The following is a 25,142-nucleotide window of genomic DNA, read 5'->3' on the forward strand; positions in this document are numbered from 1 at the left end:
AATGAATTTAGACAAATTATTTAATTACCAATTTCCATATCTGTTCCCTTTTTTTCATTTCAAGTTAACAGATTCAACAATCATCTTTTTCAATTATAACATATATTTTTATCTTAAATAAGTATAATTGATGAATAATTTTTATATCTATAAAATTACATGTGTTATATTTTTTCTTTTCTTTTTTTTAGCAATATGATATAATCTCTAATAATTTACAGGAGGTTATAAATTATGAAATTAGCATATAAAGATATTGGAAAAGGAAAAACTGTTGTATTTATTCACTCGTATCTATGGGATAAAGATATGTGGCTCCCTCAACTAAATCTATTAAAAGATAGTTTTAGATGTATAGCTATTGATCTACCTGGACATGGAGATTCTGAAAAAAATAGTAATATCATAGATCTAAAAAATTTGGCAGAGATTATTAAAAATACTTTAGATAATTTAAACGTAGATAACTATATCTATGTAGGATTATCTGTAGGTGGGATGTTAGCACCATATCTTTATCAATTGGATAAGGATAGAATAGAAAAAATCATAATTATGGATTCTTTCTCTGGAGCTGAACCTGAGCAGACTAAAAATCTTTATTTCTCTATGTTGGATACCATTGAAAAAAATAGAAAAATACCTGATCAATTAGTTGAAAAGATTGCCCCTATTTTCTTTAGTCCTATGATAGATAAAAATGGAGAGCTATTTTTAAATTTTAAAGAAAAGTTACAAAATATACCTGAAGATAAGATAGATACCATTGTAAATTTAGGAAGGGTAATCTTTGGAAGAGAAAATTCCTTACAACTTCTCAATTCTATTGAAGTTCCAACATACTTTATCACTGGAGAGTATGATCTACCTAGACCTTTTTATGAAGCTGAAATAATGAAAAAAGAGGTTAAAAATTCTAAAATCTATAGAGTTAAGAAAGCTGGACACATCTCTAATCTTGAAAATCCTAGAAAAGTTAACTCTATTTTCAAAAATATATTAAAATAAGATAGATAAAATTAAAGAAAAAAAGTTACTGTAATTGGTGTAGTACTCAATTACAAGTAACTTTTTTATATTTCTATTTTTTAATCTAGTTTTTAAAACTGTGTATTGGAGCTGGTATTCTTCCACCTCTTTTTATAAAATCATCACATTTAAACTTATTTACAGCCATAATTGGTGCATAACCTAGTAAGCCACCAAACTCAACCATCTCTCCTACACCCTTTCCTATTACAGGAATAATTCTAACTGCAGTAGTCTTATTATTTACCATTCCTATTGCTGACTCATCTGCAATTATTCCAGAGATTGTATAAGCTGATGTATCTCCTGGAATAGCTATCATATCTAATCCAACTGAACAAACACAAGTCATTGCTTCCAATTTCTCCAATGTCAATGCTCCTATTTTAGCTGCTTCTATCATAGCATGATCCTCACTTACTGGAATAAAAGCTCCACTCAATCCACCTACATAAGATGAAGCCATAACTCCACCTTTTTTTACATTGTCATTCAATATAGCCAAGGCAGCTGTAGTTCCTGGAGCTCCTGCATGTTCCAATCCCATCTCTTGAAATATCTCTGCTATACTATCTCCCACTGCTGGTGTAGGTGCTAATGATAGGTCAATTATTCCAAATGGAACATTCAATCTTCTAGCTGCTTCCTGTGCTACTATCTGTCCTGCTCTAGTTATCTTAAATGCTGTCTTTTTAACAACTTCACAAAGTGTTTCAAAGTCTGCTCCCTTTGCCTCTACAAGAGCTCTTTTTACAACTCCTGGTCCACTTACTCCCACATTGATTACACAATCAGCCTCTCCAACTCCATGAAAAGCCCCTGCCATAAATGGATTATCTTCAACTGCATTACAGAAAACTACAAGTTTAGCACAACCTAAACAATCAATATCCTTTGTCAATTCTGCTGTCTCAACAATTACCTCTCCCATTCTCTTAACAGCATCCATATTTATACCATTTCTTGAAGTTCCAACATTTACAGATGAGCATACTCTCTCTGTAACTTTCATTGCTTCAGGTATAGAATCTATTAATATTCTATCTGCTGGAGTGCATCCTTTATGTACAAGTGCTGAAAATCCACCAATAAAATTCACTCCACAATCTTTTGCTGCTTTATCTAAAGTTTTTGCTATACTTACATATGAATCTGTTTTACAACCTGCTGCTGCAATAGCTATTGGAGTTACAGATATTCTCTTATTTACAACTGGTATTCCAAACTGCTTAGAAATCTCATCTCCTACTTTTACTAAATCTTTTGCATAAGTTGTAATTTTTTTATAAATCTTTTTATTAAACTCATCTACATCAGGGTCTGCACAATCTAAAAGACTAATTCCCATAGTTATAGTACGTACATCTAGATTTGACTCTGTTATCATTCTATTTGTTTCTTGAATCTCTACTCTAGAAATCATTGTGAATCCTCCTTAGTTATTATATACGGTGCATACAATTAAATATGTCTTCATGTTGAACTGTAACTTTTACCCCTAAATCGTCACCTATATTTATTAGATCATCTGTAAATGCCTCTAATGGTTTAGTAGCTTTGTCTGCATCAACAATCATCAACATATTAAAGTATCCGCTTACAATAGTTTGAGAAATATCAAGAATATTAATATTTGCTTCTGATAGATATGTACAAACTTTAGCAATAATTCCAACTTTATCTGTTCCTACAACAGTTATAATACACTTCATAAAAGCCTCCTGCAAAAATATTTTTAATAGATGTTATATAAAAGATATTAACTCAAAATAGGGAAAATGTCAAATAATATAATATATCTTTACTTGCTAGTAAAAATGTATTAAGATATAAAAAGAGTCTAAACATTAGGAGGAAGGTTATGATAAAAACAAACAAAGAGAATTTAGTTATGCAATCAGTTGGAGGAAAGGTGCATAGTCCTATTGTTTCTTCACCATACAGAATAAGTAGAGAGGGAGAACCTATGATATTACCAGCTACTGGTGGTATATGTTACAATGTAAAGGTTGGAGACTCTTGCATGAAGTGGGTAGGAGATCATATTGAGCCTGGAGTTAGTGTTAGAAATGAAAATGTGGCAGAAAATACAGCTATGATGTTACTTGCTTGTATTGGTAATACAGCTAAAATTGTTTCTGGTGATGCTAAAGGAGCTACTGGTTTTGTCACTGGAGGTCATGGTGGTATTGAACATACTCTGGTATATTTTGATGATGAAACACTTGAAAAATTATCTCTAGACGATAAGATCTTAATAAAAGCTTATGGACAAGGATTGAAGATTGAAAACTTTGAAGATATTACTTGTATGAATATAGATCCAGAACTTTTAGAAAAATTTGATATAAGAATAAGTGATGAGGGTTGTCTTGAGGTTCCAGTTGTCACTGAGATTCCACCATATCTTATGGGATCTGGAGTTGGAAGTTCTACAGCATTTTCTGGAGATTATGATATTATGACTGGAGATAAAGAGGCAAATGAAAAATATGGTATTGATAAACTTAGATTCGGAGATCTAGTTTTACTTAGAGATTGCAACAACTGTTTTGGTAGAGATTATCTAAAAGGATCTGTAACTATTGGAGTTGTTGTACACAGTGATTGCATCAAAGCTGGACATGGTCCTGGAGTTACAACTATACTTAGCTGTCCTACTTCTAAAATCAAAGGAAGAATAGAGAAAAATGCTAATATTGCCTATTATCTAGGAATTAAATAGATATAACATAAAGAAAAAGGAAAAATATTACCTCTTAGTAATTTTTTCCTTTTTTATTAAACTAAATTATTTTATAGAGAGCTACAATAAAAATATCCAACAGAATATGTTAAAGTAGTCTTGTTATAACTTCTGATTTTTCCAACACTACTTCTTTCAAATCCAGTGACTCCTGTATTTTTCAAGTGTCTTAATGCTTCTAGTGGAGTTGGGAAGTTTATCTCTATACTCTCTTTTTTCCACTTTACTTTTGAGTAGAGACTTGTTAAAATCTCAACCACATTATCCAGTGTAAGATATTTTAATGAAACTCCAAAGTGATCCTTTATCTCCTCTAGATTTCCCTCTAAATATATTGAAAATCCCAATTCAGTAGTAGATTTTGAAATCTCTTCCATCACTTTAGTAAAATTATTCAACCATTGAAAAACAGAGCTTGAGACTACTAAATCACTTTTTGGTATGCTCAATTCCTCTATATTTCCAAGTAAAAATTTATCATAGTTTATACCCTTTAAATAATTTTGAATATCATACATATCATTTAAGATTAAGGATTTAGGAGTAAATTCTTTCACAAACTCTCTAGTAAACATACCTGTTCCACAACCTATCTCCAAGACATTTTTATCTTTTTTTACCCCTTTCTCCTGTAGGAATTTCACAAGCTTTAAAGCAACCTCTTTCTGTACCTTAGCATTTTCCTCGTAGTTGGAAAATTTTTTATCAAAATTCATACTATTTCCCCCCAAGATCTTATAATATCAAAGGGATAGTGTCCCATATCTAACTCTTTATACAAAATTCCTCTCTCCTCACAATATCTTTTCTGCTTCAAACTTGGTATAATTCTGTCATCTTTTCCTATTATCATCTCTGTAAACACATTCTCAATAGGCAGATAATTAGCTTTAAAATATTCCAACTCATCTTTTATCTCTTCAAATCTCTTTAGAGGTTTCTTAAACTCACTCTCTATTCCCATATTTTTATAAAATTTTAATAGATTTTCTGGAGTGAGAGTAGATAGTGTATACTCAAACATCTTAGGATTGATTCCATTTTTTCCAATGACCTCTCCATTTCCATTGATAGCCACTACTTTTTTAAATTTTCTCTTCTGACTCAATACAAACTTACTCAAGTAGTAACAACCAAATGACCAACCTACAAGTACTATATCCTCATATCTATCTAAATCTGTGGAGATTGTATAGGGATAGTTTAAAATCTCTATAACATAGTCATTAGGCAGATCTACATCTTCTACTACTCTCTCATCCATACCCCATCCATTAAAGAACAGAATTAATTTCATCTCTTAGCTCCTCTACAAACTTTTCTATCTCTAAGTGTGTTATATTCAGGTTCAATCCAATTCTAAATCTAGCTGTTCCCTTTGGCACTGTAGGCTCTTTTATTGGATAAAGTATGTACCCTTTTCTCCTCATATTATCAGATATTTTAACTACTCTCTCATTATCTCCAATAACTATACTAATAATATGTGTAGTTGATTCAGTTTTTATGCCATTCTCTTTCAATAGTTTTAAAGTATAGTTTTTCAATATCTCCAACTTTGCTCTTCTCTCTTCAAAGTCATTCATTTTATTGAGAATAAAAAGATTCCAACAACTATTGATAGGTGGAAGTGCTGTAGAGTATATAAATTTTCTACTTCTATTCACTATATACTCTTTAAACTCTCTTTCACAAAATACCATAGCTCCAACTGAGCCACCACCTTTTCCCAATGGAATTACAAGAAAATCTACATCTTTTACCAATTTTAAATTATAGGTGATCCCATATCCATATACTCCATACGAGTGAGCCTCATCTATCATAAGAGTGAAGTTATACTCTTTTTTTAAAGCTACCAACCTCTCAATATCAGCAATATCTCCATCCATACTGTATATGCTTTCTGAAATTACTAAAATATCAGCGTATCTCTCACTATATTTTTTTAATAACTCCTCTAAGTTCCTAAGATCTAAATGCTTATATCTTAGAAAAGTAGCCTTACTATGGATTATTCCATCATAGATACTTGCATGGTTTAATCTATCTGTGAGAATTAGAGTATCTTTAGTAGTAAATGTTTCAATCAAAGAGGAGTTTGCATCATAGCCTGAATTAAACATAATACAAGGTTTTCCATATATCTCTTCTGCTCTTCTCTCCAACTCCATAATCTCATCATAAGATCCATCTATCAATCTAGAAGAGCTCGAAGACAATCTTGGTAAATTATCTCTGTAAAACTCCTCTCTCAAACTTCTATCCTTTCCCAATCCTAGATAATCATTAGATGATAGATTTAAGCCATTTTCATTCTGAAGAGTTAAACTTCTATAATTAGAGCTATCCTTCAATCTATTTAACTCCTCTACCAATACCTTTTTATCCATTTTTTCTCCTACTAATATACTCATCAATAGACTCTTTACATATTCTTAACATCTTGTCTATCTCTTCCTCTGTTATTATGTATGGTGGCATAAAATATATTACATTTCCTAATGGTCTCAATAGAGCCCCCTTCTTCAATGCTATCTTATATATCTCATATCCTACTCTATCTTCACTTGGAAATAGCTCTTTGCTCTCTTTATCAGCTACAAACTCCAATGCTCCTATCATTCCAATCTGTCTATATTCACCTATATACTTATGATCTTTAAACAGTGACTCTGCTCTCTCTCTTAGATATCTACCTTTTCTCTCAATAACCTCTAATATATTCTCATCTCTAAATATATTTAGTACCTCTAGAGCTATTCTACAACCTATTGGATTCCCTGAATATGTATGTGAGTGTAGAAACGATTTCCCCTCTAAATAATCAGCATAGAAGCCATCATAGATCTCTTGAGTTATTCCAACTATTGCCATAGGATAATATCCAGCTGTAAGCCCTTTAGACATACACATAATATCTGGACTCACACCAGAGTGCTCCATAGCAAACATCTTCCCTGTTCTTCCAAATCCCACAGCTATCTCATCAGCAATCAAATGTATATCATACTTTAAAGTCAACTCTCTCAACTTTTTTATATATTTTGGTGAGTATATCCTCATACCACCAGCACCTTGAACTACTGGTTCAATTATAACAGCTGACACCTCTTGATGATTTTTCTCTATGAGCTCCTCCATCTTTTCAAAACACTGTGCATCACAAGAGTTAAAATTCTCTCCATAGGGGCATCTATAGCACTCTGGCTTCTCAGCTTTCATTCCCTCTTTTATCAATGGTCTATATGTTTTTGTGAATATATCTATATCACCAACTCCCAATGCTCCAACAGTCTCTCCATGGTAGGCATTTGTCAATGATATAAACTTTGTTTTTCCTACATTCCCTTTCTGTTGTTGATATTGAAAACTAAGTTTTAATGCCATCTCTATACTTGAAGATCCATTATCAGCAAATAGAAATTTTTCAATTCCTTTGGGAACTACCTTCGATAGCTCTTCACTCAATCTTATAGCAGGTTCATGTGAAAAATTTACAAATAAAACATGCTCTAAACTATCAATTTGATCTTTGATAACCTTGTTTATTCTAGGATTACAATGACCAAAAAGATTTACCCACCAGCTAGATACACAATCCATATATCTATTTCCAAACTCATCTTCTAAGTATATCCCTTCAGCTTTTTTTATAACCATAGGTGGCAACTCTTCATAGTCTTTCATTTGAGAACAAGGGTGAAAAATATATTTTAAATCCTTTTTCTGTAATTCACTTAATCTTTCCATAATCTATACCTCTATCTCCAAAAATCTTTGTAACTCCTCTTTAGGAATCTCTCTCTGACCAGAGTTTACCAATAGAGATCTCTCTATTCCACTCAATTTCAATATCACATCTATATTATCTTTTTCAAAGTAATTTGACTCTAGATCCTCACTCACTCTATTAAATACCAATCCGTGAATAGATATACCCATTTTTTTTAGAGCTTCTATCGTCAAAATTGTATGATTGATTGCCCCAACTTTACTTCCACACACTAAGATAATTGGCAGATCTAGCTCTTTTATCAAATCAAAAATATAAAATTTATCTCTTATTAATGGTACATATAGACCACCAGCTCCCTCTACCAACATATATCTATATTTCTCTTTTAATTCGATCCAAGCCTCTCTTATTCTCTCAATATCTATCTTAATGCCTTCTAACTCACTAGCTAGATGTGGTGAAACCTCTGCTTCTAAGGTATATGTCACCATATTCTTGTCATACTCTTTTTCATTCATAGAGCATACAAACTCTACATCTGGAGCATATAGCTCTCCATCTCTTCTGATACAACCACTTTGAATAGGTTTGTAATAACTCCCTTCAACCTCTTTTATCCCTTTGTACAACAGAGAACTCACATAAGTTTTTCCTATATCTGTATCTGTTCCTATTATAAAAAAACCTCTATCAAACTTCATATCCATTTCTCCTTATCATCTCTTTGTCCTTTTGGATTGTAGTTCCTGTAGTTGTTAAGAAATTTCCTGTAAGTGCCGAATTTATTCCAGACTTTATCCCTTTTTCTTGAAGCTCTCCCAGTTTAATTCTTCCTCCTGCATATCTCAAATAAGCTTTGGGTAAAACAAATCTATAGATTGCAATCATTCTCAATATCTCTTTCTCATTCACCGGTTTACTATTCTCTAAAGGTGTTCCTGGAATAGGAGTTAATATGTTGATTGGAACTGAAAAAACACCGAGTCTTTTTAATTCAAATCCCATTTTTAACCTATCTTCATCACTTTCACCCAGTCCCCAAATTCCACCACTACACACTTGTAACCCAACTTTTTGAGCCAATTTTATAGTGTTTATTCTCTCATCATAAGTATGAGTTGTACAGATATTCCCATAAAAATCTCTTGAAGTCTCTAAATTATGGTGATAAGTCTTCACCCCAGCTCTGTATAATCTTCTCAATACCTCTTCATCACATATTCCATGTGAAGCACATAGGGATAACTTTGTATCATTAGTTAACAAATTATATGTCTCCTCTAATAACTCAATCTCTTTAGAATTTTTCCCAATTCCTCTCCCACTTGTTACTAGAGAGTATCTATGAGCCCCTTCACTCTCAACTTTTTTAGCTTCCTCTAGAGCTTTCTCTTTAGATATTAGTGAATACTCCTCTATTCCTGTTTTAAAATATTTAGATTGAGCACAATATTTACAATCTTCACTACATCTTCCAGATTTTGCATTAGTAATAGTACATAGATCAAATCTCTCCCCACAAAATACTTTTCTTATCTCATTTGCTGAATTACACAGCTCATCTAACATCTCTGTATCATCTACTGATATCTTTAAAAGTTCTTTTGCCTCTTCATACTCTATGTTTTCCTCTTTTAATATCTTTTCTTTTAGTTTTTTTATAAAATTTTTCAAGTCATTTCCTCCCAGTACTTTATAATCTACTACTAATTCTCTGGAAATATAAAAGGAGTGAATTTTACTCCACTCCATATTTTAACACATTTATTTGTTTTTTTTAATCCTTTTAATTACATATATCTTACGTATAGATATAATGTTCCAACTAATAGTGTTTCAAAAGCTATAAGTCCTCCAAATTTAAAGAATTTAAAGAAGTCTATTTTACATCCAGCTTTTGCTGCTGCTCCAACAGCAACCACGTTAGTTGCAGAACTTAGAATAGTTATATTTCCACCTAAACATGAACCAAATGATAATGCCCACCAAAAAGCCTGAGTATTTCCTAGTCCATCAAATGAAGGTATCATAACACCTAGAATCTTAGAGACAGTAGCTGCATTGGCAACGTTTCCTATTACAGATGTAAAAGCTGCTGACAACCAAGTTACAGCTATAACAGCTAGATCAAATTTACCTTCTGTTAAGTGTATAATTTTATCTCCTATTATATTTATAATGTTTAAGTTTTCTATTCCTCTAATCATCATAAACAATCCTATAAAGAAGAATAGTGTCTCCCACTCTACATGTTCTAATATATCCTTTGGATTTCTTTTAGCAATAACTACCAAGAATATTGCTCCTGATAATGAGATTATTGCAAGTCCCTTATTTATAAAGTTATTTAATATAAATCCTACTAATACAAGAGCAAAAATTACTGCTGCTTGTTGCAATAATTTTGGTTCTTTCAAACTTCTTGATGAATCCAATTCCATAATTCTTGCTTTCAATTCATTTGAAACTCTCATCTGTCTACCATAGATTATATACACATTAGCTATTAAGATAATCATAGCTATAATTGACATTGGTGCTGTATTTAGTAAGAATGAGTTAAATCCTAATCCTCCCTCTGCTCCTATGATCAACTGTGTAGGGTCACCTATTAATGTAGCCAATCCACCAATATTTGCAGACATTACCTCTGTTATTACAAATGGGAAAGGATCTAGTTTTAATTGCTTTGCCAATAAGATAGATACTGGAGCCATTAGCAATATTGTTGTAACGTTATCTAAAAATGCTGAACATAGAGCTGTTACAACAGCTAGAAGAACTACCAATCTAAATGGTTCTCCTCTTACTAATTGAGCTACTTTAATTGCAAACCACTGGAATACCCCTGTTTCAGATACCAAGTGAACAATTATCATCATACCAATCAAAAGAAATAAAATTTCAAGTCTCTCTGATATAGCCTCTAGTGCATTTTCTTCATCAATTATTCCAACCAATGCCATTATTAATCCACCTAACATTGTTGCCCAAGCTTGTGGTACTTTCTCTGTTATCATCAAGTAGAATACCACAATAAAAACTACCAATCCTATTACTATATGTATCATTTTTTTATTTTCCTCCTTAGTTCATCTCCCCCCGCTATACACGATATTATCAATATTAGATATGTAAAACTTTTTTAATTATGTCTGATCTTTTTATCATTCCATGATATTTTCCATTATCTACAACATATAATCTAGTTATTCCTTTATTTACCATAATAAAGCAGATCTCCATTATTGGTGTTTTTCCATCTATAACTATCTCATCTGAAACTCTGTATAATTTCTCTATTGTAACCTTTGACTCATTCATCAAATACTCTTCAAATGGTTCTCCTACTGTTAAAAAGTTCAAGTCTCCCATAAGAGATAGATATTCAGGCATACCATAATCTATTAACTCTCTCTCTGTGATCTCTCCTAAAAACTTTCCATTTTTATCCACCACTGGTAAACCACTAGTCTCTTCTAATATCAATCTTTTAGCTATCTCTTCCAAAGTATTGTCTGGTGTAGCAGGTTTTACATCTGGACTCAATACATCTTCTGCTACTATTTTGTGTTCAAACTCTATATTAGCTTTATTGAAATACTCTATAACTTTTTTAGGATTTCTCTCAGCTTTTATTTTTTCTAAAAGATCTCCCTGTTTTAAAGCTAATTTTGAAACAGCACTCATAACTTTTAAGATGTTTTTATTTTTTAATACGTCTGAAATTATTAAGAATACAAGATTTACCTTATCATTTTGGTGAGTTGCAGCAATTTCACACTCAACTGCTTCATCTAATAATCCTATTGCAACAATAAAATCATTTAAATTCTCGATTCTAGCGTGAGGAATAGCAATACCGTGCCCTATTCCAGTAGAAATTTCTTTCTCTCTTTTTATAACAGCTTCTTCAATTAAAGTTTTTGAAGCTTTTACCTTTTTATCCTTTTCAGCAATTTTCTCTATCATTTCTACTATTATTTCTTCAGGATTTTTTCCTTTCAGATCTGTAAAAATTAGATTCGGATCTAGGTAACTTGAAAATTTCATATTTCCACTCTCCTTAATTAAGTTATAATATTTTAAAAAATTTAAAAACAATGTTAATTTATGATTCAATAAAAAAATGACTATCATAAGTCATTCCCATTTAGTTTAATTATTTAAAGTATACTCCTATTTTTCCAAATAAGCAAATATTTTTATTTTATAACACTATAAAAAATTATAAAATTTATATTTTTTATTGAAGAAAGCCACAGTTTTATTAGCAAAAAGAGGAGTCTCTACACTCCTCTTTTTTTACTACATTATTTTTGGAATAATTGCAAATCCAAATACAGGACCTGTATGTGATCCAATTGTTGCTCCGATCTCAAATCTTCCTCTGTACTCTATTTTACTATTTCCACTCTGTTGATTTTTTATCTCATCAGCACTTGAAAGCTCTTTATTAGTTCCACCCCAAGCTGTATACATTATCATACTTGTTTTTTTGCTCTCTGCCTTTATTAATCTCTCCATATAACCAGCAGCTCCAGCTTCTCCAAAAGCTTTTCCTTGAACTGAAATCTCTCCATTTTCCAGTTTTAAAATAGGTTTTACTTTTAAAAATCCTCCTATTATAGAAGAAGCTCTTCCTATTCTACCACCTTTTTCTAAATAGCTGATCTCATTTACAACAAAATAAAGTTTAATCTTATCTTGAAGTTGATACAATCTATTTAGGATAGTCTCTTCGCTTACTCCCTCTTTTGCCATTCTTGCTGCTTCTAAAGCTTGGTATCCCAATGACATAGCAACAGCTTTAGAATCAACTATTGTTATGTTCTCACCTTTTTTAACCATACCTTTAGCAACTCTAGCTGCCTGCTGAGTTCCACTCAATTTACTTGAGATATGTATAGAGATAATCTTTTTATATCCCTTCTTAAATAATCTCTCATAAATCTCTTTAAACTCTGCTGGTGAAGGTTGAGAAGTCTTTGGAATTATAGATTCACTTACAATCTTCTTCCAAAACTCTTTTTTACTCAATTCTACTCCATCTCTATAGTAATTATCACCTAATTTTACTTTTAGTGGGATAATATCTATATTTAGATCTCCGATTAGTTCTGGTGTCAAATCAGATGTTGAGTCTGTAACAATAGCTATCTCTGGAAGGTTTCTATCTCTATTTTCAATATAGATATAGTATGGATAATTCTCCTGCTCACTGTATAACTCTTTTTTCTCAACTGAAGATAGTTGATTAAAAATGTCATTAGCCTCTTTATTATTATCTTTTCCATAAGAGATTGTTACCTCTAAAGTATCTGAAGATACATACTCTTTTATCAATTTCTCATTTAAATCTGCTAAAGTATCAGCTTTCATTTTAATTTTTCCATTGATAATAGCTATATACTCTCCAACTTTGATCACTAAATCCTCTACCTTAGTATCTCTAACAGCTTGTGTGATCTCTATTGAGAAGTTATTTTTAACTCTCTTCAATAGCTCGTCTAATTTTTCATCTCTATTTTTTATTAGATAGTACCCTTCTAACATTGTTGTAGTTTCAACTACAAGTACCTCTTTTTCTGATCTCTCTGCAGCAATCTTAGCAGTTGAGATGATATTCTTATTATTTGGAAGAATTATGATCTTTTCACAACTTATATTTTTCAATCCTTCCTCTATATCTTGTACACTTGGGTTTTGTGTTTGTCCACCTATCAATACCCCTGTAGCACCAGCTTCAAGATAGTAGTTTCCAAGATTTTTGTTATCTACAATAGCAAAATATGCTACTCTTTCTGAATTTTCATTCTTTATTATATATTTTTCTCCATTTTCAATATCTTTATCACTAATTAAAAGATTCTTATGTTGGAAATACATATTTTCAATTTTTATATTATTTAACTGTCCATGTCTTAGAGCTATCTCTAATACTTGACCTGGGTTGTTTGTATGGATATGAGTCTTAGTTTTAGATGTAGTTTGTGCACAAACCATTGAGTCTCCTAGATTCATAATCTCTTTTTTGTACCCATCAAGATCAAAGTTCCCCTCTTCTATTATAAACTCTGTACAGTATCTGAATTTTATATCTTCAGCCTCTTGATAAGTATATTCCATTCTCTCTTTTCTCTTAGCTTGAGACTGAACTATTCTCTCTAGATCCTTTAACATTTCAGGATCAGTTATAGACTTCTCAAATCCCTCAAGTACATAGAAAATTCCCTTACCACCAGCGTCTACAACTCCAGCCTCTTTCAACTTTGGTAAAAGGTTTGGTGTCTCCTCTACTGCTTCTTTAGCTACATTTTTTAAATGTACTAAGAATAAGATAAAATCATCTCTATCCCCTTCATATACAGCTGCTTCCTCTGCTACTCTTCTGATTACAGTTAGCATTGTTCCCTCTACTGGTTGTGATACAGCTTGATATGCTCTCTCTTTTGCCATTTCAAAAGCTTTTATAGCGTCCTCTACTCCTACTTCATCTTTATCTTTAATAGCACTTAAGAACCCTTGGATTATCTGAGATAAGATTGTTCCAGAGTTTCCTCTCGCACCTAAAAGTACAGCTTCTGACACTATCTCTACAAGCTCCTGCATATTTGGCTCGTGATTTAGTTTCACTAACTCATTTTCTACTGCTTGTAGTGTCATTGACATATTTGTCCCTGTATCTCCATCTGGTACAGGATAAACATTCAAATCATTTAAAATATCTGCATATTTTGAAAGCCATCTACTTGCAGCTATTAAAAGTTTTGTTAATCTCATTGAGTTTAACACTTTTATCTCTAATTTCATACTAAATTTTTACCTCCGTAAACTTTTATTAAAATGAAGGTGGATTTACAACCCATATAGCCTTCGTAGTTTTATCTGTATTATTTTTAAATCTATGTCTTTGACTAGATTTAAAATATAGGCTGTCTCCCTCGTTCAAACTGTGAATAACATCATCTATATATACATCTAACTTTCCCTCTACTATGTATATGAACTCTTCTCCATGATGACTGTAATAACTTCTACCACTCTCTCCAAATGGTCCTATTTCATAAAGTATAGGTTCCATAGCCTTATCTATATTAGATGTTGTTAGTAAAGCCATCTTAGTATTTGAATCTAGACTCTCTATATACTTTCTTCCATCTTTTCTAACTAATTCTGTATTCTGTCTTTCTTCTTCATCTTCTATTAGATAACTAACTTTTACATCTAAAGATGTAGCAATCTTTTTTAAATTTTCAATAGAAGGAGATGCCTTTCCCTGCTCTATTTGAGATAAAAAACTAGCTGACAATTCCACTCTTGTTGCCAATTCTCTCAAGGACAAGCCTCTATCATTTCTACTTTTTTTTATTCTTTCACCTATACTGCTCATCTATCACACATCCTCATTTAAAATTTTTATCAGAGTAAAAAGAGTGTGAGATACTGTTCTCTCTCTTATTTTATTCCTATCTCCTTTAAAAACTCTCTTCTCTACATATACTCTATCTTTTATTTTTATTCCCATATATACAAGACCTACGGGTTTCTCTTCAGTCCCTCCTTCTGGTCCAGCTATTCCTGTAGTAGCAAGTCCAACATCTGTTTGTAATCCCATAACCATCTCTCTTACAGTTTCCTCACTTACTGCTCCGTATTTTTCAAGTGTCTCTTTTTTTACTCCAAGTCTTTTCATCTTTGATTCATTACTATATGAAACTATCCCTTCGTAAAAAACTTCAGATACTCCTGAAACATCTATCAATCTACTTGCTAACATTCCACCAGTACAAGACTCAGCTGTTGAAATACTTAATTTATTCTCTCTTAATAACTCAACAACTTTTCCTTCTAATCTATCATTATCTTCTCCAAAGATAAACTTACCTATTTTATTATATATCTTTTTTATGATTTTTTCCACTTTATTTTTATTACTTCTTTTACTTTGCAGTCTAATTAGTATTCCATAGTCCTTTACAAGGAACTCATAATATATCCCTTCCTCTGTAAAAAACTCCCTTACTTCCTTATCTAATATAGATTCTGGCATACCATAAGTTATTAGATCTTTAATATATATCTCATCATCTATTAAATTTTTTTCTTTTGTATACCAAGCTAAAAATTTTGGTAGCATATTATATAACTCTCTAGGAACTCCAGGAAAAGCAACTATATCATCTATATATACAGCTGGAGCCATTCCCACATCATTTTTAAAAGTTACTGATCCCTCAGGTTTTTCAACCTCTTTCTTATTTATCTCTGTAAATGTATATCCACCTTTGATAAATTTATCCTTTAGCTCCTCTAACTCCTCAGCATCTACCACCAAAGGTTTATTTACATACTCTGCAATTACCTCTTTAGTTATATCATCTAATGTTGGACCAAGTCCACCAGACATTATTATCAAATCTACATTTTTTTTACAGTAATCAATAGCTCTATATATCTCATCTTTAAAATCTCTAACTACGATTTTAAACTCCATCTCCAAGCCATATTTATTCAACTCTTCAGCTATATAGATGCTGTTAGTATCTATCATTCCACCATTTAGTAGCTCTGTCCCTACAAGTATAACTCCTACTTTCATAACTAACTACTCCCCCTAAAAGAAAATTGTCCAAATACAAACCATTATAAAGTTTCCTATCACTCCAGCTAAGAAATCGTCCAATACCACTCCAACTCCATTTTCAAAGTGTTGAGCTCTATCAATTGGACCTATCTTTGTAATATCTAAGATTCTAAATATTACAAAAGCCAAAACAATAGCTACAATATTTTGATACACACCTACTGGATTTATCAAAAAAAGTGTTGTTAAATATCCTAAAACTTCATCTATTACTACATTTTGTGGATCCTCTTTTTTAAAAATCTCTCTCTCACAAATATCAGAAACATATACGGAGATTGCAAAGAAAGTCATTAAAAACATAAAATAAAATGAGTTGTACACCATATTATTCGGAAAAAAACCTCTTATAAAAGATAAAAATATAAATACAGGAATCCCTCCTAAAGTTCCAAAAGTCCCTGGGGCTTTTGGTAAATCTCCCAATCCAAACCAAGTTCCTAAATTTCTCACTGTTTTTTTAGACATAGTTTAGTACACTCCTCTTTCATAATTATATGGTTTATAGAAGCCTTTTCTATTTTTCATATCTGTTAAGACCTTCTCTACCTCTGCTCCAGTTTCAATACTAAATTCTAAGACAACTTCATCTATCAATAGTTCATCTAACTTAGCTAAATCATTTAGTATATTTAAAGGTCTGTCTAGGTATATCTCTGTATTCCCACTGTCATTTTTTATAGCTGTAAAGATATCTCCTTCATCATTTTTTAATATCTCTCTATCATTTTCAAATAGAGGTAACTCAATATACATTCCCTTCAACTTTGAATATCCTAAAATTGCTTTTTTTACAGATGTTTTTCCAAGTTCTTTTATCTTTTCAAAACTAATCTCTGGTGAAAGTATTACACTCTCTACCTTTCCTGTTTCTGCTAAAACTTCCACTGCATATCTATTTGTTACATTTAGATTCCAGTTTACCATCACCTTATCATTATTATTTTCAAGTAGTTGATAAAGGTTTGATGCCAACTTACTATTTAAATCTTGATCCTGTAATTTTCCCTCTCTAGCAATATCAATTCCTCTTTTGTAAATTCTATCTATCCCGTGCTCTTTGACTATCATCTCTTGTTCATAATTAGATACAATTGCCACAAGCTCTACTCTTCTCTTTGTCTCTTGCTCAACAGTAAATTCTCTTTTTACAGGTGCTTTTCTTCTGTAACTAGCTACTAACTTCTCCTCTAATACTGCTATACAATCTCTTTTTAAAGATTTTAAAAGTGACATAGGCATAAAAATTCCTTCAGCTAACTCACAATCAAACTCCCCTAAAGAGAATGTACTCTCTCCCATCTCTGATACCTTTTCTCTTATCTCTTCAGCAGTTACAGCCTTTTTACTAGCTTTTTCTAAAGCTTTCTCTCCATAGACTACAGCTTTTATCTCCATACCACGATTATTTAGAGCACTCAATTCCAACATTGGAACCTCTCCTAGTTCCCCTCTAAACTTACCATTGATAACTAATCTTTGCTCCTCTTTTTTCATTCTACTCTGAGCATCATCATTTACCTCTTTAGAATAGCTTTTGAAAACATACTTACTTCCTCTTGGAACATCTCTCATCACTATTATATTCCCAGATTCAGCACTTTTTTTACTCATATCTCCTGATTTTAGCTCTATCTTATTTATATATCCTCCACCTAATTTTTCAAAATCTTTTGAAAGATATATGATTCCATCTCCTAGTATGACTTTACTCTTCAGTTTTAACTCCTTACCATTTAAAACTCCCAAGTTTTTACCTAAATTAAATGAGTAATCTCTATTCATTATATAGTTATCATTTCCATAGAAATACCCCTTGCTATATCCTCTATTGAATAGTTCTGAACTCTTCTCTTGAACTTTTACTCCATTTATCAACTCTTTGTAGTATGATACTGTCTCAAAAACATAGTTGGGATCCTTCATACGTCCCTCTATCTTTATGCTTTCAATCCCTATCTCCTTCAATCTCTTTATCTCTTCAAAACCTAGTAATTGATCCTTAGGGCTTAGTAAATACCCCTTCTCTCCCTCACTATTCTCATATTTTTTTCTACAAGGTTGAGCACACATACCTCTATTTCCACTTCTACTTCCTATAAAGCTACTCATATAGCAATTTCCAGAGTAGCATATGCATAAAGCTCCTGAAACAAATATCTCTAACTCAATACTTGTGTTCTCTCTTATAGATTTTATCTCCTCAAAAGACATCTCTCTTGGTAGTACAACTCTTGTAAATCCAAGCTTTCTCAGATACTCAGCCTCATAGTGATTTCCAACTGTCATCTGTGTACTTCCATGGAATTCTAAGTTAGGAAAATTCTCTTTCATATACTTAAAATATCCTAAATCTTGAACTATTACTGCATCTAAACCATGTTCATAAAGCACTTTTAAGTTTGGGTATAAAAACTCCATCTCTTTTTCAAACATTATTGTATTTAATGTTAAAAATATTTTTACACCTCTCTTATGAGCATAGTCCAATGCCTCTTTATACTCTTCAAGGGTAAAGTTTTCAGCATTTCTCCTTGCTCCAAAACCTTTAAGTCCCATATATATCTCTTGAGCTCCTGCTTTCACAGCTGCATAAAATCTATCCATATTTCCCGCTGGGGCTACTATTTTCATTCGATTACCTCTCTTTTAATTTTTTATACACAGATATTACTCTCTCTTTTAACTCTTCCAGTCCAGCTTCATTCATAATTACAATATCTGCTCTTTTCATCTTATCTTCAAGAGACATCTGAGAAGATATTATTTTTTCAGCAATCTCTCTACTGCTACCATCTCTCAACATTATTCTCTCTATCTGTAACTCTTTTCCTACTCCTACTACTATAATCTTATCACAAAGTTTATCCATATGTGCCTCATACAAAAGAGGTACATCAAAAATTACAATCTCCTCTTCAGGTGTATTTTTTTTGCTCTGTTCAAAGTAATCAATCACTCTTGGATGTATTAAAAGATTTAATTTTCCTAATAACTCTTTATTTTTGAAAGCTTTTTCTCTCAATTTTACTCTTGAAATCTCTCTGTTTTCATCTAATATATCTGTTCCAAAGATCTCTATAATACCTTTTATTATCTCCTCTTTCTCACTTATCTGTTTAGCTACTAGATCTGCATCAACAATTTTTACTCCCAAAGCTCTAAAAAAATTACTCACTGTTGATTTTCCACTAGCTATTCCACCTGTCAATCCAACTATCATTTTACACTACTCCCAACAAATTATAAATTATTGCACCAGCTACTCCACTCCCTATCATAACATATACAGGGTTTAACTTATATTTTCTCAAAGCTAATAAACATACTATAAAAAATATAATTGCAATACAATTGATAGATATTTTTCCTAAAGTTAGATGAATTCCTATTCTATCCATATAAAACTCTAAAACCTCTAATTTCTTCTCACCAAAGAAGGCTAACATCACAATTGAAAGTCCTGCTACTCCAATGAGTGAAACAACTGCTGGTCTCAATCCATAGAGTACATCAGCGATTACACTCACATTTTTATACTTTACATAGATATATGCCAAAAACAAAACTATAATAAATGAGGGTGTGACACAGCCTAAGGTTGCTACAATAGCTCCTAATAATCCACCTATCTGTGTACCTACAAAAGTTGAACTATTGATAGCTATTGGTCCAGGTGTCATCTGAGATATTGTTATTATATCTGTGAACTCAGTCATTGTCAGCCAACCATGTAATTCTACGACCTCTTTCTCTATAAGTGGAAGTGAAGCATATCCCCCTCCTATACTGAAAAATCCAATTTTAAAGAAACTCCAATAAAGTTGTAAATATATCACACCTATCCCCTCTTTCTCTCATAGTACTTATAGGCTACACCTAAAACTCCACATATTAAGATTATAGCTATTATATTTATAAAAAATGTAGCAATAAAAACTCCAACCATCAAATATGTAGAGAATTTATCATTTAACTTTCTTATATCTCCTATCAAATTAAAAACTACATCTACAATTATAGCTGCTACTCCTGCCTGCATTCCTTTCATAGCTCCATTTACTATGAGGTTATCTCTAAAAGCAATGTAGAAAAGAGAGATTATAGATACAATTATAAGTGGAGGAAGTACTGTTCCTAGCAAAGTTATCCCTGCTCCTATCGGTCCTGCCAACTCATAACCAATTATGATGGAAGAGTTAATTGCAATAGCTCCTGGAGATGATTGTGCTATGGCTATCAAATCTATCATCTCCTCCTCCTCTATCCACTTATACTCATTTACAAATTTTTTTCTCATCAGAGGTACAATTACATAACCACCACCAAATGTAAATGCACTCAGATAAAACGTTGACAAAAAAAGTTTCCAATAAAATTTTTTATCCCTTACCATAATTTTCTCCTAATATTTTTAATTACTCTATATTATATAATTTTTCTCAAATTTTTTCCAATGGAATTTGTATTTCAGTTACATACTCACTCTTATTCTCAGTTATATGCATCTCTATATGGTATAACTCTATTATATTTCCACACACCTTATAGCCCATTCTTCCTATATAATCTTTTATTTTAGTGTAGTGTTCATCCATTTTGTCATAATCTCCACAAAAAAAATATGTTAGATATCTTCCAGCCTCTATATAGTTTTCTGTCTTCTCCTTAGTTATGATAAATGTTCCACTGTAATTATAGTATCTATTACTATTCCAATCATCAAATCTTATGATAGTTCCTATCTCGCTCTCACTAAAGATGAAATCATTGTCCTCATCAGATTTTCTTTTCAATTTTTTTAATTCTAAATTGATCTCACTCTCCTCTTTGAAACTTCCTCTTTTCAATAGAATATATCTTCGTGGTATCTCTATGACCTCTATCTTTTCATATTGTGAAAACTTTTCATAATATCTTATATTCTCTTTTTTTAACTCCAGTTCTTTTTTTAAATTTAGAAGTTTTTCTAAGTTTTCATTGATCTTTTCCAATTGAAAATCTATCATCTCTTTAGTTTTCTCTACACTTCTATTATTTAAAAAATCAATAATCTCACCTAGCCCCAATCCCAAACTTCTCAAACTTCTAATATTGTTTAATTTCCAAAGTTGCTTTTCTGAATAGTACCTATATCCATTCTCTCCCCTTGTATCTGGTATCAATAGCCCTATTTTTTCATAGTGTCTCAATATATCATTACTTATACCATAAAGTCTACTTATATCTCCTATCTTATATAATCTCTTCATATGGCCACCTCAAATATATTATATCATATTTTTCTTGACTCTTGAACTATTCTAAGGTTTACAATATTATATATAATTTATGTTATTAGGAGTGATCTTATTATGAAACAAGAAAAAACTATTTTCAGGACAATTTTAAGATATGCAATTCCTTCTGTTGTATCTATGTGGATCTTCACTATTTACACTATGGTAGATGGAATGTTCATAGGAAAATTTGTCGGAGCTTTGGGTCTTGCAGGGGTTAATATCACTATGCCTCTTCTTAATCTTACATTTGCTATTGGAATAATGATAGCCATTGGAAGTTCTACAATGATTGCTATTCATTATGGTGAAGGTGACTGAACAGCTGGAAATAAAATTTTTACCACTGCTGTCTACTCTCTATTAAGTTGTGGAATACTCATCTCCATACTCATAACTATCTTTATGGATCCTATAATACACTTCTTAGGTGGAGGTGGAACACTGTATCCATATGTAAAAGAGTATCTAAGTGTAATTATTTTATTTTGTGTATGCTATATGACTGGATATGCTTTAGAGATATATATTAAAGTAGATGGAAATCCTGTATATCCAACTATCTGTGTTATAATTGGGGGAGTTGTAAATCTTTTTCTTGATTATATTTTCGTGGTTATCTTTCACTGGGGAATTAAAGGGGCTGCCTTTGCTACTGGTATATCTCAAGTAACTACTACATCTTTACTTTTTTACTATATTTTCTTTAAAACTAAGAGAATTAAGTTTACAAAGATTAAATACTCATTTTTAAATCTTTTTAAAATTATGAAGGTTGGTTTTGCTGAATTTCTAGCTGAAATCTCAACAGGTATCTCTATCTTTGTTTTTAACTTAGTTATTTTGAGAGAGCTTGGAGATAAAGGGATCTCTGCCTTTGGTATAATTGGTTATATCTCATCTTTTATCACAATGACGATGATAGGATTCAACCAAGGAGTTCAGCCTATTTTAAGTTTTAATTTAGGAGCAAAGGAGTATGACAAAATTTTTGAAATCATCAAAAAAAGTTTCTTTATCTTAGGAACTTTAGGTGTCATATTCTACGGACTTATAAACCTATTCTCCTTTGAAATTGTATCTATCTTTTTGACAGATAGCAACGACATAGCTCTTACTAAGAACGCTCTCACTGTCTATAGTTTTGCCTATGTCATCTGTGGTTTTAATATTTTTACAGCTGGATATTTTACAGCTATAGACCAAGTTAAAATATCTACAATTATAACTATGCTACGTGGAGTAATATTTCTGATTATCTCTATCTTTTTACTACCAAAAATTTTAGGAGTAAATGGTATCTGGTTAACAATGTTTGTAGCAGAACTTCTAACTTTAGCTTTTTCCTATATTTTTATGAAAAACTACAATCCTCTTTCAAAAAAATATTAACTTATGCTATAATATAAAAAAATTAAAAATATGAAGAGGTAGGAATTATGGTTAAATTGGTAATTACTGATATGGATGGTACTCTGTTAAATGATAAAAATGAAATTAACGAAGAGTTTTGGACAATACAAAAAAAATTAGCTGAGAATGGTGTCATTTTTGCAGTAGCTAGTGGAAGACCTTATTGTAATCTCGTGGAGAGATTTAAAGAGATAAAAGATAGTATGCTTTTTATCAGTGAAAATGGAGCTTGTGTTATGTATAAGGAGAAGGAGATCTTCTCAAATACTATGAAAAAAGAGGATGTACTATTTCTTTTGAACATCTGTAAAAATATAGATGGAGCTCTTCCAGTACTATGTGGAAAAACATCTGCATTTGTTGAAAAATCTGTCTTTTTAAATGATAAATATGATTTTGAAAGTGAGATCACTAAATACTACAACAAAATTGAGGTACTTGATGATTTAAGCGAGATCAATGATGAGATATTTAAAATTGCTATTTGTGACTTTATAGGAGCAGAGAAAAATAGTTATACTTACTTTAAAGATCTAGAGGAGAGATTCCAAGTTGTTGTTTCTGGTAATGTTTGGCTAGATTTAGGAAAATTGGATACTAGTAAAGGAACAGCTGTTGAGATGGCTCAAAAAAATCTTGATATTAAGTATGACGAGACTATGATTTTTGGTGATTTTTTAAATGATTACTCTATGATGAAATCTGGAAAATACAGTTATGCAATGAAAAATGCTCACCCTAAATTAAAGGAGATCTCAAACTTCGTAACTGAGAAAGATAACAATAACAATGGTGTCTTAGAAACAGTAAAAGAACATTTTAAAGATATTTTATAATAGTTTTATTTATTTAAGTCAAGGATAAATTTTTTATCCTTGATTTTTTCTTCTTTTATCTTATTCTCCAAAAAGTTTTTTTCTTTAATATATTTTACTACACCCCTTTCTATTAATCCACTTATATTTTCCTATAAAAAATGATATAATATACTTGAATAGAAAGAAATGAGGTGAGAATATGTTTAACAAAAAGGGTATTGGTATAGGTAATGATGATTTTAAAGATGTCATTACACAAGATTGTTACTTCGTTGATAAATCCAAATTTATTGAAGAGATTTTAAATGATAAAGCCAAGATAAAACTTTTTTGTCGTCCTAGAAGATTCGGTAAGACCCTTAATATGTCTATGTTAAAATATTTTTTTGATATTAGAAATAAAATAGAGAATAGAAAATTATTCAGTGGATTATACATAGAAAGCTCTCCTGTCATTGAAGAGCAGGGTAAATATCCTGTTATCTTTATTACTCTTAAAGGGCTAAAAGTTTCAACATATACTGAAATGTTAAAAAAAGTAGGAGGAATTTTAGCAAAAGAGTTTAATAAATTTGTACATGTTAGAGAAGTTTTAAATCAAAAAGAGTTAAAAGATTTTGACAACATATGGTTAGAAAAAAAGGAAGCAGATTTTTCTAGAGGGCTTAAAGATTTAAGCGAGTTTTTAAAAAAGTATTATGACAAAAAAGTTATTGTATTAATAGATGAATATGATACTCCTCTTCTTACTGCTCACGAATTTGGTTACTATAATGAAGCTTTACAATTTTTTAAAATGTTTTATGGTGATGTTTTAAAAAGTAATGAAACTTTACAAATGGGAGTACTAACAGGAATAATTAGAGTAGCACAAGCTGGAATATTTTCTGACTTAAATAATTTTTACTCTAATACGATTTTAGAAAATGAATACAGTAAGTACTTTGGACTTTTAGAAAATGAAGTAGAGGAAATATTAAAATATTATGAAGTAGAATATAAACTTGATGATGTGAGAGAGTGGTATAATGGATATACCTTTGGTAATACTCAGGTATATAACCCTTGGAGTATTTTACACTTTGTGAGAGTGAAAGAACTGAGTCCTTTTTGGGTAAATACATCTTCTAACTATTTAATTAGAGAAATATTAAAAAATAGTAATCAAGAGGTTTTTAAAAATTTAGAAAAACTTTTTAATAAAGAAGAGTTACTGACTAGAGTAGATAGTAATGTAGAAGTTCACACTCACCTAGCGGAAAATGAAATTTATTCCCTAATGCTATACTCTGGGTATCTGACTTTGAAAGAAAAAATTACTTCGGATATTTATAGTATTAGAATACCTAACAAAGAGATTATGAGTTTTTTTCATACCACATTTATCAGTATAGGTAACTACTCAGCTGTGAGTTTTTACAAAAAATAAAAAATAGCCAAATAGAGGGAGTTTTCAACATTTTTGTTGAAG

Annotated in this window: 23 protein-coding genes and 1 pseudogene; 5 read left to right on the top strand and 19 right to left on the bottom strand. The window is 31.2% G+C overall.

Going from position 1 to position 25,142, the window contains the following annotated elements; genetic code table 11:
- Positions 1–234 precede the first annotated feature (234 nt).
- Entirely contained in the window at positions 235–1,008 is a 774-nt protein-coding gene (locus ABNK64_RS09420; RefSeq protein WP_349764196.1) for an alpha/beta fold hydrolase, read from the top strand.
- An 85-nt stretch (positions 1,009–1,093) separates the two neighbouring features.
- Here the strand turns inward: ABNK64_RS09420 and ABNK64_RS09425 are convergent, their stop codons facing one another.
- Positions 1,094–2,452, bottom strand: coding sequence for a PFL family protein (locus ABNK64_RS09425; RefSeq protein WP_291254995.1), 1,359 nt, complete (start codon positions 2,450–2,452; stop codon positions 1,094–1,096).
- Between the two features lie 19 nt (positions 2,453–2,471).
- Positions 2,472–2,741 carry an ACT domain-containing protein gene (locus tag ABNK64_RS09430; RefSeq protein ID WP_291254994.1) on the bottom strand — a complete coding sequence of 90 codons (270 nt, stop codon included), beginning with the start codon at positions 2,739–2,741 and terminating at the stop codon, positions 2,472–2,474.
- Positions 2,742–2,890: 149 nt separating this feature from the next.
- Here ABNK64_RS09430 and ABNK64_RS09435 point away from each other — a divergent pair, with 149 nt between their 5' ends.
- A complete protein-coding gene (locus ABNK64_RS09435; protein ID WP_349764197.1) occupies positions 2,891–3,754 on the top strand; it encodes a DUF4438 domain-containing protein in 864 nt (287 codons plus the stop codon).
- A gap of 71 nt (positions 3,755–3,825) precedes the next feature.
- Here the strand turns inward: ABNK64_RS09435 and ABNK64_RS09440 are convergent, their stop codons facing one another.
- The 17 genes from ABNK64_RS09440 to ABNK64_RS09520 form a co-directional block, all read right to left on the bottom strand.
- On the bottom strand, positions 3,826–4,491 hold the full coding sequence (locus ABNK64_RS09440) for a methyltransferase domain-containing protein (protein WP_291254992.1): 666 nt from the start codon (positions 4,489–4,491) through the stop codon (positions 3,826–3,828).
- Positions 4,488–5,072 (bottom strand): pimeloyl-ACP methyl esterase BioG family protein, encoded by a 585-nt coding sequence (locus ABNK64_RS09445; protein ID WP_349764198.1) that lies wholly within the window; start codon positions 5,070–5,072, stop codon positions 4,488–4,490. The genes ABNK64_RS09440 and ABNK64_RS09445 overlap by 4 nt, the downstream gene beginning before the upstream one ends.
- Positions 5,050–6,168, bottom strand: coding sequence for an aminotransferase class I/II-fold pyridoxal phosphate-dependent enzyme (locus ABNK64_RS09450; protein ID WP_349764199.1), 1,119 nt, complete (start codon positions 6,166–6,168; stop codon positions 5,050–5,052). The genes ABNK64_RS09445 and ABNK64_RS09450 overlap by 23 nt, the downstream gene beginning before the upstream one ends.
- Positions 6,161–7,528 (bottom strand): adenosylmethionine--8-amino-7-oxononanoate transaminase, encoded by a 1,368-nt coding sequence (bioA, locus tag ABNK64_RS09455; RefSeq protein ID WP_502878730.1) that lies wholly within the window; start codon positions 7,526–7,528, stop codon positions 6,161–6,163. The genes ABNK64_RS09450 and bioA overlap by 8 nt, the downstream gene beginning before the upstream one ends.
- A gap of 3 nt (positions 7,529–7,531) precedes the next feature.
- Positions 7,532–8,215, bottom strand: a complete 684-nt coding sequence (gene bioD, locus ABNK64_RS09460) for a dethiobiotin synthase (RefSeq protein ID WP_349764200.1) — start codon at positions 8,213–8,215, stop codon at positions 7,532–7,534.
- Complete coding sequence (gene bioB, locus ABNK64_RS09465) at positions 8,205–9,188, bottom strand: biotin synthase BioB (protein ID WP_349764201.1); 984 nt, start codon at positions 9,186–9,188, stop codon at positions 8,205–8,207. The genes bioD and bioB overlap by 11 nt, the downstream gene beginning before the upstream one ends.
- Positions 9,189–9,304: 116 nt before the next feature.
- Positions 9,305–10,585 (bottom strand): ArsB/NhaD family transporter, encoded by a 1,281-nt coding sequence (locus ABNK64_RS09470; RefSeq protein WP_300341172.1) that lies wholly within the window; start codon positions 10,583–10,585, stop codon positions 9,305–9,307.
- A gap of 55 nt (positions 10,586–10,640) precedes the next feature.
- Positions 10,641–11,567 (bottom strand): PTS sugar transporter subunit IIA, encoded by a 927-nt coding sequence (locus ABNK64_RS09475; protein ID WP_349764202.1) that lies wholly within the window; start codon positions 11,565–11,567, stop codon positions 10,641–10,643.
- Positions 11,568–11,822: 255 nt separating this feature from the next.
- Complete coding sequence (locus tag ABNK64_RS09480) at positions 11,823–14,327, bottom strand: DegV family protein (RefSeq protein ID WP_349764203.1); 2,505 nt, start codon at positions 14,325–14,327, stop codon at positions 11,823–11,825.
- Positions 14,328–14,355: 28 nt separating this feature from the next.
- Complete coding sequence (locus ABNK64_RS09485) at positions 14,356–14,907, bottom strand: helix-turn-helix domain-containing protein (RefSeq protein ID WP_291254984.1); 552 nt, start codon at positions 14,905–14,907, stop codon at positions 14,356–14,358.
- 3 nt (positions 14,908–14,910) lie between these two features.
- Positions 14,911–16,116, bottom strand: a complete 1,206-nt coding sequence (locus tag ABNK64_RS09490; protein WP_349764204.1) for a competence/damage-inducible protein A — start codon at positions 16,114–16,116, stop codon at positions 14,911–14,913.
- Positions 16,117–16,131: 15 nt separating this feature from the next.
- Positions 16,132–16,629, bottom strand: a complete 498-nt coding sequence (locus tag ABNK64_RS09495; protein ID WP_291258645.1) for a phosphatidylglycerophosphatase A family protein — start codon at positions 16,627–16,629, stop codon at positions 16,132–16,134.
- 3 nt (positions 16,630–16,632) lie between these two features.
- Complete coding sequence (locus ABNK64_RS09500) at positions 16,633–18,795, bottom strand: U32 family peptidase (protein WP_349764205.1); 2,163 nt, start codon at positions 18,793–18,795, stop codon at positions 16,633–16,635.
- Between the two features lie 4 nt (positions 18,796–18,799).
- Positions 18,800–19,384 carry a dephospho-CoA kinase gene (gene coaE, locus ABNK64_RS09505; protein WP_291258643.1) on the bottom strand — a complete coding sequence of 195 codons (585 nt, stop codon included), beginning with the start codon at positions 19,382–19,384 and terminating at the stop codon, positions 18,800–18,802.
- Between the two features lies 1 nt (position 19,385).
- Positions 19,386–20,000 carry a chromate transporter gene (locus ABNK64_RS09510; RefSeq protein ID WP_349764206.1) on the bottom strand — a complete coding sequence of 205 codons (615 nt, stop codon included), beginning with the start codon at positions 19,998–20,000 and terminating at the stop codon, positions 19,386–19,388.
- 2 nt (positions 20,001–20,002) lie between these two features.
- Positions 20,003–20,557: a chromate transporter gene (locus tag ABNK64_RS09515; RefSeq protein WP_349764207.1), complete on the bottom strand. Its 555-nt coding sequence runs from the start codon at positions 20,555–20,557 to the stop codon at positions 20,003–20,005.
- 46 nt (positions 20,558–20,603) lie between these two features.
- Positions 20,604–21,413 carry a MerR family transcriptional regulator gene (locus tag ABNK64_RS09520; RefSeq protein WP_291254977.1) on the bottom strand — a complete coding sequence of 270 codons (810 nt, stop codon included), beginning with the start codon at positions 21,411–21,413 and terminating at the stop codon, positions 20,604–20,606.
- A 102-nt stretch (positions 21,414–21,515) separates the two neighbouring features.
- On the opposite strand from ABNK64_RS09520, the pseudogene ABNK64_RS11235 reads away from it, so the two are divergent.
- From ABNK64_RS11235 to ABNK64_RS09540, 3 genes and pseudogenes are all read left to right on the top strand, one after another.
- Positions 21,516–22,832, top strand: a pseudogene (locus ABNK64_RS11235) (MATE family efflux transporter).
- Between the two features lie 47 nt (positions 22,833–22,879).
- Complete coding sequence (locus tag ABNK64_RS09535; protein WP_291254976.1) at positions 22,880–23,689, top strand: HAD family hydrolase; 810 nt, start codon at positions 22,880–22,882, stop codon at positions 23,687–23,689.
- A gap of 181 nt (positions 23,690–23,870) precedes the next feature.
- Entirely contained in the window at positions 23,871–25,100 is a 1,230-nt protein-coding gene (locus tag ABNK64_RS09540) for an AAA family ATPase (RefSeq protein WP_349764208.1), read from the top strand.
- Positions 25,101–25,142 lie beyond the last annotated feature (42 nt).

This window comes from Fusobacterium sp. SYSU M8D902 (assembly GCF_040199715.1).
Taxonomy (GTDB): Bacteria; Fusobacteriota; Fusobacteriia; order Fusobacteriales; family Fusobacteriaceae; genus Fusobacterium_A.